13 protein-coding genes are annotated in these 13,061 nt (G+C 65.0%); all 13 read left to right on the top strand.

What is annotated here, in order from left to right; genetic code table 11:
* Positions 1-60: 60 nt before the first annotated feature.
* The 13 genes from ACE3UG_RS07700 to glyS all read left to right on the top strand — a co-directional run bounded on the left by ACE3UG_RS07700 (position 61) and on the right by glyS (position 13,033).
* The gene (locus ACE3UG_RS07700; RefSeq protein ID WP_374621881.1) at positions 61-282 is read left to right on the top strand and encodes a hypothetical protein; all 222 of its coding nucleotides are present in this window, start codon (positions 61-63) and stop codon (positions 280-282) included.
* A 201-nt stretch (positions 283-483) separates the two neighbouring features.
* Positions 484-606: a hypothetical protein gene (locus ACE3UG_RS07695; RefSeq protein WP_374621879.1), complete on the top strand. Its 123-nt coding sequence runs from the start codon at positions 484-486 to the stop codon at positions 604-606.
* Positions 603-1,418: a metal ABC transporter ATP-binding protein gene (locus tag ACE3UG_RS07690; RefSeq protein ID WP_374621877.1), complete on the top strand. Its 816-nt coding sequence runs from the start codon at positions 603-605 to the stop codon at positions 1,416-1,418. Before ACE3UG_RS07695 ends, ACE3UG_RS07690 begins: the two co-directional genes overlap by 4 nt.
* Positions 1,415-2,278, top strand: coding sequence for a metal ABC transporter permease (locus tag ACE3UG_RS07685; protein ID WP_374621874.1), 864 nt, complete (start codon positions 1,415-1,417; stop codon positions 2,276-2,278). The genes ACE3UG_RS07690 and ACE3UG_RS07685 overlap by 4 nt, the downstream gene beginning before the upstream one ends.
* An 11-nt stretch (positions 2,279-2,289) precedes the next feature.
* Positions 2,290-3,219: a metal ABC transporter solute-binding protein, Zn/Mn family gene (locus tag ACE3UG_RS07680; RefSeq protein ID WP_374621871.1), complete on the top strand. Its 930-nt coding sequence runs from the start codon at positions 2,290-2,292 to the stop codon at positions 3,217-3,219.
* Positions 3,220-3,419: 200 nt separating this feature from the next.
* Positions 3,420-4,763: a tRNA (N6-isopentenyl adenosine(37)-C2)-methylthiotransferase MiaB gene (gene miaB, locus ACE3UG_RS07675; RefSeq protein WP_374621868.1), complete on the top strand. Its 1,344-nt coding sequence runs from the start codon at positions 3,420-3,422 to the stop codon at positions 4,761-4,763.
* A gap of 111 nt (positions 4,764-4,874) precedes the next feature.
* Entirely contained in the window at positions 4,875-5,954 is a 1,080-nt protein-coding gene (locus ACE3UG_RS07670; RefSeq protein WP_374622076.1) for a PhoH family protein, read from the top strand.
* Positions 5,951-6,487, top strand: a complete 537-nt coding sequence (gene ybeY, locus ACE3UG_RS07665) for an rRNA maturation RNase YbeY (RefSeq protein WP_374621866.1) — start codon at positions 5,951-5,953, stop codon at positions 6,485-6,487. The genes ACE3UG_RS07670 and ybeY overlap by 4 nt, the downstream gene beginning before the upstream one ends.
* A gap of 20 nt (positions 6,488-6,507) precedes the next feature.
* On the top strand, positions 6,508-7,185 hold the full coding sequence (locus ACE3UG_RS07660; RefSeq protein WP_374622074.1) for a gamma-glutamylcyclotransferase: 678 nt from the start codon (positions 6,508-6,510) through the stop codon (positions 7,183-7,185).
* A gap of 152 nt (positions 7,186-7,337) precedes the next feature.
* Positions 7,338-8,213: an HlyC/CorC family transporter gene (locus ACE3UG_RS07655; protein ID WP_374621864.1), complete on the top strand. Its 876-nt coding sequence runs from the start codon at positions 7,338-7,340 to the stop codon at positions 8,211-8,213.
* 25 nt (positions 8,214-8,238) lie between these two features.
* Positions 8,239-9,786, top strand: a complete 1,548-nt coding sequence (gene lnt / locus ACE3UG_RS07650; protein WP_374622072.1) for an apolipoprotein N-acyltransferase — start codon at positions 8,239-8,241, stop codon at positions 9,784-9,786.
* Positions 9,787-9,980: 194 nt separating this feature from the next.
* Complete coding sequence (glyQ, locus tag ACE3UG_RS07645; RefSeq protein ID WP_374621862.1) at positions 9,981-10,919, top strand: glycine--tRNA ligase subunit alpha; 939 nt, start codon at positions 9,981-9,983, stop codon at positions 10,917-10,919.
* Entirely contained in the window at positions 10,916-13,033 is a 2,118-nt protein-coding gene (gene glyS, locus ACE3UG_RS07640) for a glycine--tRNA ligase subunit beta (RefSeq protein WP_374621859.1), read from the top strand. The genes glyQ and glyS overlap by 4 nt, the downstream gene beginning before the upstream one ends.
* Positions 13,034-13,061 lie beyond the last annotated feature (28 nt).

Raw genomic sequence — 13,061 nt, 5'->3', positions numbered from 1 at the left:
GGGGTGCTTTCCTGTCGAGGCGACGCGACGGCGCGAGGTCGCGAAGGTCGTGCGAGCGTCATGCGTCGGCGCATGGTCTCGCGGCGGAAAGTCGACGGCGGCCAGATGTCTGAAAGGGCGAACCTCCTGGGCGATATCGACATGCCTGCGACGCGCTTCCAGCGCCTGCAGGATGCGCACACCCTGGGCCACTGCGCCACAACATGCCAACGTCTCATCGATGCCTTGCAAATTGCCAATCTCTGGAATGAAGCGAACAGCGTGCCAGTCGATCGAGCGTGAATCCATGTTACGCCGGTTCGCCAAAATCTGCTGCGCTGATATGTAACGCGCTGTGTCTCGATACGACCCGCGCGCGCGTCGTGCCTCCCGGCGTCCCTTGGTCGACGAGGACGGCAACCCGGACCGTTTCATGCCATAATGCAACCTTGTTGCATTTATTACACAGTTGCAAACCGCGTGTGGGCACTGCCCGTTTCGACCATGATCCGCTTCTCCGTTTGGCTCTACCGTCTCGCTGGCTGGGAGCGCACCGCACTCACGCTGCTGGTGCTCGTGCCGCTTTGGGCGCTCGTTTTCTGGACGCTGCATGGAGTCGTCTCGTGATCGGCTGCCAGGATCTTTCGGTGCATTTCGGACCGAACGTCGCGCTCGAACACGTAAGCGTCGCCTTCGCGCCGGGTGTCCTCTCGGCGGTTGTCGGCCCCAATGGCGGCGGCAAGACCACGCTGCTGCGCGCGCTTGCAGGTCTGCAGAAGGCCTCGGCTGGCAAGATCGTCTGCGACGGGCCCGTGGCCTATCTGTCGCAACGGCCCGAAACCGATCACCGGTTTCCCATGTGCGTCGAGGAGTATGTGCTGACCGGCACATGGCGGCGCACGGGCGACGCCCGCCGTCTCGGGCGCGGCGAATTCGACCGAGTTCACGAGGCCCTCACGCGCGTGGGCCTTGCAGACAAGCGCACGCAAGCGCTGGAAGCCCTGTCGGGCGGTCAATGGCAGCGCGCCCGCTTCGCTCGGCTGATCGTGGAAGACGCCCCCATCGTATTGCTCGACGAACCGCTCACCGGCATCGACGTGCCCTCTGCGGAACTGTTGCTCGCATTACTGGATCAATGGCGCAACGAGGGACGCACCGTGGTCACCGTACTCCACGACCTGCCGCTCGTGCTGGAGCGCTTCGCGCACGTCGCTGTCATGGCAGGCCGGCTGGTGTCCGCGGGCACGCCTGCGGCGTGCCTTTGCGGCGGACCGCCGTCTGTCGATGGCGCGGCGGGTGGCACGCGCGCCGCTCTGTCCGGCCTCGAAGGCTACACGGCCAGCGCCGTGGGCACGGCGACGGAAACCTTCGGCTTCGCCGCGCGCGAGGGCGCACAACTGCCGGGCACCGTCCCCCCCAACCAAGGAGGCCGTCGATGAGCGCTGTGTTGAATCTACTCGTCGGTCCGTTCTCGGAATTCGACTTCATGCGGCACGCACTGGTTGGCAGCCTCGCGCTATCGATCGGTTGCACACCGGTGGGCGTGTTCCTGCTGCTGCGGCGCATGAGCCTCATGGGCGACTCGCTCTCGCATGCGGTGTTGCCGGGCGCCGCCATCGGGTATCTGATCGGCGGTCTGTCGCTGCCGTGGATGGCGGGCGGCGGCATGGTGGCCGGCTTGCTCGTTGCGCTGCTCGCCGGGTTGTCGAGCCGCCGCACGCGGCTTGACGAGGGCGCATCGTTCGCCGGCTTCTATTTGCTGGCGCTGGCGGGCGGCGTGGTGATCGTCTCGAAATGGGGTAACAGCGTCGACCTGATGCACCTGCTCTTCGGTTCGGTGCTCGCGGTCGATGATCCGTCGCTCATTCTCGTCGCCGCCATTGCCACCGTGACGCTCCTATGGTTCGGGTGGCATTATCGCGGTCTTGTGCTCGATAGCGCCGATCCGGCGTTCCTCGGCCAGGGGCAGGGCAAAAGCGTGATGCGCTACCACCTGGGCTTCACAGTGCTCACCGTGATGAACCTTGTGGCGGGATTTCAGGCGATGGGCACGCTCATGGCCGTGGGCCTGATGATGTTGCCGGCGGCGACCGCCCGGCTCCTCGCACGCACGCTGCCGGGCATGTTGCTCGTGGCCTGGCTGGTTGCGAGCGCGTCGAGCGTGATCGGGCTGCTGCTTTCGTATTATTTGGCCTGCCCTTCGGGGCCAGCCATCATTTTGACGGCAGGCATCGCCTATCTGGGCGCGCTGCTTGCCACGCCGGGCCAGGCAAATGCTGCGAGAGCCCCGGCGCTTTGAGAGAGGAAAACATGTTCGGATTGGGTAAATCCAGCGGCAAATCGTGGCTTGGCGCAGGACGCTTCACCGCCCTGGTCGCCCTCGCGCTGGCACTCGCCAGCCCGGCGCAGGCACAGGACACGCGCCTTGCTGTCGGCGCGAGCTTCAGTATTCTGTCGGACATCGTGAAGGCCGTCGGCGGCGATCGGGTCGACGTCGCGACGCTCGTCGGCCCCGATCAGGACACCCATGTCTACGAGCCGACCCCGGCGGATGTCGCCAAGATTTCAGGAACGAAGCTCTTTTTCGTGAACGGCCTGGGTTTCGAAGGGTGGCTGCCGCGTCTGGTGAAGGCAAGCCAATATCCCGGCAAGCTCATCACGGTCACGAAGGGGCTCAAGCCGCACACGATGGTCGATGAGGGGAGAACCGTGGACGATCCCCACATGTTCCAGGATCCCGAGCGTGTGAAGGTGATGGTCGACAACATTGCAGCCGCGTTATCGCAGGCCGACCCAGCCGGCGCCGCCTACTACTCGGAACGTGCCAAAAGCTACCGCGGCGCGCTCGACGACCTGATCACCTGGGCCAACAAGCAGATCGCCCCGATTCCGCCTGCCCGCCGCGTGGTGCTCACGTCGCACGACGCCTTCGGCTATCTCGGCCAACGCTTCGGCATCAAGTTCCTCGCCCCGGAAGGCGTATCCACGGAAAGCGAAGCCAGCGCCAAGGATGTGGCCAATCTGATCCGCGTGATCCGCCGTACCGGCATCCGGGCAGTCTTCATGGAAAATATCTCCAATCCGCGCCTGGTTCAGCGGATTGCCCGCGACGCCCGGGTGAAGGTCGACGGCAAGCTGTACTCCGACGCGCTGTCACAGAATCCGGAAGCGACCACCTATCTCCAGTTGTTTCAGCACAACATCCGGGCCATCGCCGCCGCGATGAAGGAAAACCGCTAGCCGCCCCCGCGCTGCCCAACGGTGCACGCGGTATAATGCGTGCACCATACACCGGCCCCGCCACGGAGGTCCGGATAGGCCGGCCTTGCCGGCTTTTGCGTTTGGGCCACCGCTTTTCTCTCGCGGCCAGGCAAGACTGAACCCCTGAAACACTCACTACGGACGCCCCCAGGTTAACCACTGTGACCGGCGCGCACTCAATGGCAAAGAAGATTTACATCAAGACGTTCGGCTGTCAGATGAACGAGTACGACTCCGACAAGATGGCGGACGTACTCGGCGCAGCCGAGGGTCTCGAAAAGACCGACTCCCCGGAAGACGCCGACGTCATCCTGTTCAACACCTGCTCGGTGCGCGAAAAAGCGCAGGAGAAAGTGTTCTCGGATCTGGGCCGCATGCGCGCGCTCAAGGAAATCAAACCGGATCTGGTGATCGGTGTCGGCGGCTGCGTCGCGAGCCAGGAAGGCGCCGCCATTGTGCAGCGCGCCCCTTATGTCGACGTGGTGTTCGGCCCGCAGACGCTGCATCGTCTGCCCCAGATGCTCGAGGCGCGCCGCGCCACCGGGCGCTCGCAGGTCGATATTTCGTTCCCGGAAATCGAGAAGTTCGACCATCTCCCACCGGCCAAGGTCGAGGGCGCAACCGCGTTCGTCTCCATCATGGAAGGCTGCTCGAAGTATTGCAGCTATTGCGTGGTGCCCTACACGCGCGGCGACGAGGTGTCGCGCCCGTTTGAGGACGTGCTCACCGAGATCGCCGGACTCGCCGAACAAGGCGTGCGTGAGATCACATTGCTCGGCCAGAACGTGAACGCCTATCGTGGCCTGATGGCCGACGGCGAAATCGCCGACTTCGCGCTGCTCATCGAATACGTGGCCGAAGTGCCGGGCATCGAGCGCATCCGCTACACGACCAGCCACCCGAAGGAGTTCACCCAGCGCCTGATCGACACCTACGCCAAGGTGCCCAAGCTCGTGAGCCACCTGCACTTGCCCGTGCAGCACGGCGCCGACCGCGTGCTCTCGGCCATGAAGCGCGGCTACACGGTGCTGGAATACAAATCGATCATCCGCCGCCTGCGTCAGGTTCGCCCGGAAATGTCGATGTCGTCGGACTTCATCGTCGGCTTTCCCGGCGAAACGGAAGAGGACTTCGACAAGCTCATGGCGATGATTCACGAAATCGGCTACGACACGAGCTTCTCGTTCATTTACAGTCCGCGCCCCGGCACGCCGGCCGCCAACCTGCCCGACGATACGCCGCGCGAGGTCAAGCTGCGCCGTCTGCAACACCTGCAGGCGGTGATCGAAGAAAACGCCGCGCGCATCAGCCAGCGCATGGTCGGCTCACGCCAGCGCATTCTCGTCGAAGGCGTGTCGCGCAAGGACCCCAACGAGTTGCAAGGCCGCACCGAGAACAACCGGGTGGTCAACTTCCCGGCACCCGAAGCCCAGCGCGCCCACCTGATCGGCCAGATGACCGACGTCGTGATCACCTTCGCCTACCCGCACTCGCTGCGTGGCGAACTGTTCACCACGCACTGACCGAAATTTGAGAATATGAACGGACCCGGCAGGTTTGGGCACGCACATCGCCTACCCGAGCCCGCCCCCGGCGACTCCATCGAACGATCTGAACAGGCACCCGACCGGATCATCTTGAAAGCACCCGCCCAAGAATTCACCGCCCCTCGCGACGACAATCGCCGCCTGGCCAATCTCTGCGGCCCGCTCGACGAAAACCTGCGCCAGATCGAACAGGCGCTCGACGTGTCGATTTCCCGCCGAGGCCATCGCTTCTCCGTGCGCGGCAAGAGCGCCGCGATCGCCACTCAGGCCCTCGAGAGCTTTTACAACCGCGCCACCGAACCCTTGTCCGTCGACGATATTCAGTTGGGACTCGTGGAATCGCGTCAGGGCCTCGCCCCGACCGTTCGCCACGGCGACGACAACCCCTTCGCCGCCGGTGAGACGGAGGACGGCTCGCCCGTGCTGCACACGCGCCGCAGCGACCTGCACGGCCGCACCCCGGCGCAGCGCGAGTATCTCAAGCAGATCCTCTCGCACGACGTGACATTCGGCATCGGCCCGGCCGGTACCGGCAAGACCTATCTGGCCGTGGCCTGCGCCGTCGACGCGCTGGAGCGCGACGCGGTCAAGCGCATCGTCCTCACACGCCCGGCCGTAGAAGCGGGCGAGCGGCTGGGTTTCCTGCCCGGCGATCTGGCACAGAAGGTCGACCCATACCTGCGCCCCCTCTACGATGCGCTCTACGACCTGCTCGGCTTCGACAAGACACAGAAGTACTTCGAGAAGCAAATGATCGAGATCGCGCCACTCGCGTATATGCGCGGGCGCACGCTCAATCACGCGTTCATCATTCTGGACGAGGCACAGAACACCACGCCCGAACAGATGAAGATGTTCCTCACGCGTATCGGCTTCGGCAGCAAGGCCGTCGTGACCGGCGACACCACGCAGGTCGATCTGCCGCGCGGTCAGAAGAGCGGCCTGACGGAAGCGCAATTGATCCTTAAGGACGTGCGCGGCATCGCCTTGACGCGCTTCACCAGCGTGGACGTGGTGCGCCACCCGCTCGTCGCGCGCATCGTCGAGGCCTACGACGCGCACTCGCAGCAGGCCGAAGCCGCGCTGGAAGCACCGCAATCGCGTCAACACGATTCACGCGATTCCCGCACCACCCGCACCCCCCGCGCGCCACGAGGCAAGGCATGAGCGAGCGCGCCCCACGCTCTGCGCGTCACACGCTCGCGTTGACGAGCCAGTTCGTGGCAGGTCGGGCATTCGCCACACACAAGGCATTGCTCTCGCGCACCACGCTGCGCCGCTGGGTGCAGGCCGCGCTGCTCGCCGACGCCGAGCTGACGCTGCGCTTCGTCGACGCCGAGGAAGGCCAGTCGCTGAACCGTGGCTATCGCGGCAAGGACTACGCCACCAACGTGCTCACGTTCGCCTATGCGCAGCACGAAAGCGATCCGCTGACGGGCGATATCGTGTTGTGCTGCCCGGTGGTCGAGCGCGAAGCAAACGCGCAGGGCATCGCGCTCGAAGCGCATTACGCGCACCTGATCGTGCATGGCGTGCTTCACGCGCAGGGCTACGATCACGAACAGGACGACGAGGCGCGGGAAATGGAAGACCTGGAGACGGAAATTCTCACCGGTCTCGGCTACGGCGACCCTTACGCGGCCGAGAAGTCCCCTCAATCGCGCAAGTCGCCTGCGCCGGCCAAAGCTCGCCGCGCCTGAACCGATAACGTATGGACCGCATGCCCGCCCCCCCGACGGCTACCGAGACTGAGCCGACCAGCGCATCGAGCGGTCCGGCGTGCAATCAATACCCGCCGGATCTCGGCGATGCTCGCCACCTGAGCCAGGAAGAACTCGCCGGCTCGCTCGACGCCACGCTCACCCACTGGGACGGCCGCGAGGATCTGTGGATTTTCGCGTACGGCTCGCTCATATGGAATCCCGGCCTGCCCGTCGAAGAAAGCCTGCATGCCCGCGTGTACGGCTATCACCGAGGGTTGTATCTGTGGTCGCGCGTCAATCGCGGCACCCCAGAGCAGCCGGGGCTCGTTCTCGCACTCGATCGCGGCGGTTCTTGTTCGGGCGTGGCGCTGCGTCTCTCGGCCGCCAAGGCGCGCACCGAACTCGAAACGCTCTGGTATCGCGAGATGGCGATGGGTTCGTATCGTCCGGCATGGCTGAATTGCGCCCTCGCCGACGGTCGCACCGCGCCCGCGCTCGCGTTTGTCATGCGGCGCGACGTCAAGAGCTACGCCGGTCGTCTGCCCGACGACATCATCCGCAAGGTCTTCGAGCAGGCGCAGGGACGCTACGGCACAACGCACGATTACGTAGCCCGGACCGTCAAGGCGCTGCGCGAAGCCGGCATGCCCGACCCGGCGCTCGAAGCGGTGCTGCACCGCTGCGGTGCGCGTTGAAATGCCCGGTGTGTCCTGACATTCGCAGCATCGCCCGGCGACGCGACCGGCGCGCCGAAACGCTGCGGTGCAGGCGCGGTGTCGCCGCACATCTGGTGTATCCTTGAGCTTCCTGAAACAGCTCGGCGTCCGCCCAACTTGGACGCGCCGTCATGAACGACCCTTATCCCAGTCGACCCGGTCGAAAAAACACCGACAAACCCCGCTCGCTGCTCGAACGCCTCACCGATCTGATTTCTCCGGAGCCGGAGTCGCGTTCAGAGTTGCTCGAAATTCTGCAAGACGCCCACGCCCGCAACCTGATGGACGCCGACTCGCTGGCGATGATCGAAGGCGTATTCCAGGTGGCCGATCTGTCTGCCCGCGACATCATGGTGCCGCGCGCGCAAATGGACGCCATCAACATCGACCAGACGCCGGAAGCGTTCGTCCCCTTCGTACTGGAACAGGCGCACTCGCGCTATCCGGTGTACGAAGGCAATCGCGACAACATCATCGGTATTCTGCTCGCGAAGGATCTGCTGCGTTACTACGCCAATCACGATTTCGACGTGCGCGACATGCTGCGCCCGGCCGTGTTCATTCCCGAGTCGAAACGCCTGAACGTGCTGCTGCACGACTTTCGCGTGAATCGCAATCACATCGCCATCGTCGTGGACGAATACGGCGGCGTGGCCGGTCTCATCACCATTGAGGACGTGCTCGAGCAGATCGTCGGCGACATCGAGGACGAGTACGACTTCGATGAGGAAGAAGACAACATCATCGCCGCACCCGATGGCACGTACCGCATTCGCGCCCTCACCGAGATCGAACAGTTCAACGAAGCGTTCGGCACACAGTTCCACGATGACGAGAACGATACGATCGGCGGTATGATCACGCACCAGTTCGGTCGTGTGCCGCGTCGTGGCGAGCGTATGCGCGTGGGCAATCTCGTGTTCGAGGTGCTGCGCGCGGACGGCCGTCAGGTCCACATGCTGCTGTTGCGGCGCGTGGAACCGGCGCCCGCCGATCAGCCCGAGTAACCTCTTCCATCGATCCATGCAGGAAATGACGCTCCATGCGCCCGAGCGGCGCCCGTGGCCGGCCTGGCGCGCCCGTGCGCTCGCCGGCCTGGCCGGCATCGCCCAGACCCTCGCCTTCGCCCCGCGCGACGTGTGGTGGCTGCAACTGCTTGCCATGGCAGGGCTGTTCGCGCTCGTCGAGCGCAGCGCATCGCGCCGCGACGCCCTCTGGCTCGGCGGCAGTTTCGGTGTCGCGTCGTTCGTGTCCGGCGTCTGGTGGCTCTATATCAGCATGCACACCTACGGTGGCATGCCTGGCGTCATGGCCGGCGCGGCCGTCGTGCTGTTCTCGGCCTATCTGGCGCTCTATCCCGCACTGGCGACGTTCGTCACACGCGGGATCACGGCCAGAGGCCCATGGCGCACGCTCGCGTTCGCCGGCGCCTGGACGCTCGCCGAATGGCTGCGCGGCACCGTCTTCACGGGCTTCCCGTGGCTCTCGCCCGGGTATGCCCACGTCGATGGCCCGCTGGCAGGCTTCGCGCCGCTCGTCGGCGTCTACGGCATTGGCGGACTCGCCGCGCTTGCGGCCGCCTGGCTCGCCCGCGCGCTGCTGCCCACCATGGCGAACACGCGACCGGCACGGCGACTGGGTGACGTGGTCTGCGTGCTGGCATTGCTCGGCGCAGGTGCAGGCCTCGCCCGGCACGCCTGGACAACGCCTTCGGGTAAGCCCCTCACCGTGCGACTGCTGCAGGGGAGCATCGCGCAGGACATGAAATTCGAGCGCGCCGGCATCGACCACGCCATGGCGCTATATCGCGACATGATCGTCGCCGCGCCGGCCGACCTCATCATCACGCCGGAGACGGCCTTCCCCGTACTGCTCCAAGGCATTCCGCCCGACGTGGCCGGTCCGATCCGCGAATTTGCCGATCGCACCGGCTCGCATGTGGTGCTCGGTGCGGTCGGCGCGACCCTCACCGATCGCGGTCCGACCGATCTGACCAACAGCCTGTTCGGCGTCTCGCCGCGCAACCCAACGCTGTACCGTTACGACAAGCATCATCTTGTGCCTTTCGGCGAATTCGTCCCGTGGGGCTTTCGCTGGTTCGTCGACATGATGCACATCCCCCTGGGCGACTTCCTGCGCGGCACCGCGACGCCGAGCGGCTTCGCAGTCGGCGACCAGCGCGTAGCGCTCGACATCTGCTACGAAGACTTGTTCGGCGAGGAAATTGCACAGGCGTTGCGCAGCACGCCGGTACCCGCAACCGTGCTCGCCAACTCGACCAACCTTGCGTGGTTCGGCGACACCATTGCGCTCGACCAGCACCTGCAGATCGCGCGCATGCGCACGCTGGAGACGGGGCGTCCAATGCTCCGCGCAACGAACACCGGCACGACCGCGATCATCGATGCACACGGTCGCGTCCAGGGACGTCTGCCGGCGATGACCACGGGCGTGCTCACGGGCAGCGTCCAGCCCTACAGCGGGCTCACGCCTTACGTTCGCTTCGGCAACCTTCCCCCGCTGGTGCTCGCACTCGTCGCCGTGGGGCTCGGACTGGCGATGACGCGACGCGCGCGCTGACGCGCCAGCGCCATCGAAACGACACGGGGGAAAGTGAAAATCCCCCCTGTCGCGCGACCCAATGGGCATCAACGCCCCGTTCGGGTCGAATTCCCGCTAAAATTCAACGTTTTAGTTTGCTGGCCGCGCTCGCGGCCGGGCCAGTGAACTGCGCAAAATCCGCATTCTTTCCTGTTCGTCCGCGCGAATTTATCATGCTTACCTTTCAACAAGTCATCCTGACGTTGCAGGATTACTGGGACAAGCAAGGCTGTGCATTGCTTCAGCCTTACGACATGGAGGTCGGCGCCGGTACCTCGCACACCGCCACGTTCCTGCGCGCGATCGGCCCGGAGCCGTGGCGCGCCGCCTACGTGCAGCCGTCGCGCCGTCCCAAGGACGGCCGTTACGGCGAGAATCCGAACCGCATGCAGCATTACTACCAGTACCAGGTGGTGCTCAAACCGGCACCGGAGAATATTCTCGACCTCTATCTGGGTTCGCTGCGTGCGCTCGGTCTCGATCTGACCGAAAACGACGTGCGCTTTGTCGAAGACGACTGGGAGAACCCCACGCTTGGCGCCTGGGGCCTGGGCTGGGAAGTGTGGCTCAATGGCATGGAAGTTACGCAGTTCACGTACTTCCAGCAAGTCGGCGGTCTGGACTGCAAGCCGGTGCTCGGCGAAATTACCTACGGCATCGAGCGTCTGGCCATGTATCTGCAACAGGTCGAGAACGTCTACGACCTCGTGTGGACCGAATGGGACGAACAAACTGCCGACGGCCCGGTCAAGCGTCGCCTGACCTATGGCGACGTGTTCCATCAGAACGAAGTCGAGCAGTCGACGTATAACTTCGAGCATTCGAATCAGCCGATGCTGTTCGGCTTCTTCGACAATTACGAGAGCGAGGCCAAGCGCCTCATCGAGGCCGAACTCGCGCTGCCCGCTTACGAGATGATTCTCAAGGCCGCGCATACCTTCAACCTGCTCGACGCGCGCGGCGCCATCTCGGTGACCGAGCGTGCGGCGTATATCGGCCGTATCCGGGCGCTGTCGCGTCTGATCGCACAGGCCTACTACGCTTCGCGCGAAAAGCTCGGCTTCCCGATGCTGAACGCCCCCGCCGCCCAACACCCAACGCAAGCCGCATGATGAGCACCGCACAACGCACCCTGCTGGTCGAACTGCTGACCGAAGAACTGCCGCCGAAGGCGCTGGCGCGTCTGGGCGACGCGTTCGCCGACGGCATTGCCCATGGCCTGCGCACGCGCGGCCTCACCACCGACGCCAGCGTCGTGACGCCGTACGCCACGCCGCGACGTCTGGCGCTCACGATCTCGAACGTGCTCGAGCGCGCCCCCGACGCGACGATCCGCGCCAAGGTGCTCCCGGTGTCGGTCGCGCTCGACCCCAACGGCAACCCGACGCCGCCGCTGGCGAAGAAGCTCGCGGCCATGGGCTTTGCCGATCTTCCGGTCGCGCGCCTGGAGCGCGCGATGGACGGCAAGGCCGAAGCCTTCTTCCACACTTACACCGCGGCGGGCGCCCAACTGGCCGACGCGCTGCAAGCGGCGCTCGACGAAACACTCGGCAAGCTGCCGATCCCGAAGGTCATGAGCTACCAGCGTCCGGACGGCGAGACGGTGCAGTTCGTGCGCCCTGTGCACGGCCTCATCGCGCTGCACGGCGACACGATCGTGCCGGCCACGGCCGTCGGCCTCGCCTCGGGCAACAAGACCCTGGGCCATCGCTTCCTGTCGAAGGGCGAAGTCACCGTCGCCCATGCCGATGCCTACGCCGCAGCCCTCGAGACCGAAGGCCGGGTGCTCGCCAGCTTCGCGGGCCGCCGTGACGCCATTCGCACGCAACTGCTCGCAGCGGCCGGCAACGATCACGTGGTCATGCCCGACGCACTGCTCGACGAAGTCACCGCGCTCGTCGAGTGGCCCGCGATCTACGCTTGCCATTTCGAGCAGGAATTTCTCGCCGTACCGCAGGAATGTCTGATTCTCACGATGCAGACGAACCAGAAGTACTTTGCGCTCACCGACAAGCCGCTCGCCGAAGGTGGCCGTCTGACGAACCGCTTTCTGATCGTCTCCAACATTGCCACCGACATGCCCGGGCAAATCGTCACGGGCAATGAGCGCGTGGTGCGCCCGCGTCTGGCCGATGCGAAGTTCTTCTTCGAGCAGGACAAGAAGAAGCCGCTCGCCGAGCGTGTGCCGCTGCTCGCGAACGTCGTCTATCACAACAAACTGGGCTCACAGTTCGAGCGCACGCAGCGCCTTGTGCGGATCGCCGGCGCCATTGCGCCGATGATCGGCGTCGACGTGGCACTGGCCGAACGCGGCGCACTGCTCGCCAAGGCCGACCTGCTGACCGACATGGTCGGCGAATTCCCTGAGTTGCAGGGCACGATGGGCACGTATTACGCGCGTCACGACGGCGAAGCCGAAGACGTCGCGCGCGCCTGCTCGGAGCACTATCAGCCGCGCTTCGCCGGCGACGCCCTGCCTGCGAGCCACACCGGCACCGTCGTGGCGCTGGCGGACAAGCTCGAGACGCTCGTCGGCATCTGGGGGATCGGCCTGCAGCCGACCGGCGAGAAAGACCCGTTCGCGCTGCGCCGTCACGCGCTGGGTATCGTGCGCATGCTCATCGAGCGGCGTCTGCCGGTCATGTTGCCGGACCTGCTTGACGTGACGTACAAACAATTCACGTCGGGCGTTGCCGGCCCCGAGTTTCTGAGCGATGTCTACCAATTCGTGCTCGATCGCCTGCGCGGCTATCTGCGTGAGCGCGGCTATGCGGTCAACGAGATCGAAGCCGCGCTGGTTTCCCCGTCGATCTACCTCGATCTGAGCGATCTGATCGAGCGACTGGACGCCGTACGCGCTTTCTCGGCATTGCCGCAGGCCGAAGCCCTTGCCGCCGCGAACAAGCGCATCGGGAACATTCTGAAGAAGACGGCGCCGCCGCCGGATGGCGTCATCGTGGCGTCGCTGCTGATGGAACCGGCCGAGAAGGCGCTCGCCGCAGCGCTGGAAAAGGTCGCCCCCGTGGTGCAGCAAAAGTTCGAGGCTCGCGAATATGCGCACGCCCTGTCGGCGTTGGCCGAATTGCGCGATGCGGTCGACGCGTTCTTCAACGACGTCATGGTGATGGCCGACGACGAGGCGCTGCGCAACAATCGTCTCGCGCTCCTCTGGCATCTGCACGTACAGATGAACCGCGTGGCCGATCTCTCGAAGCTCGCCGCTTGATTGCGGCTTAATGTCCCGGAAGCCCGTT

This window comes from Pandoraea sp. (assembly GCF_041919235.1).
Classification (GTDB): domain Bacteria; phylum Pseudomonadota; class Gammaproteobacteria; order Burkholderiales; family Burkholderiaceae; genus Pandoraea.
Note: the sequence above shows the minus strand (reverse complement) of the source record. Positions and strands in the feature narration are given on the sequence as shown.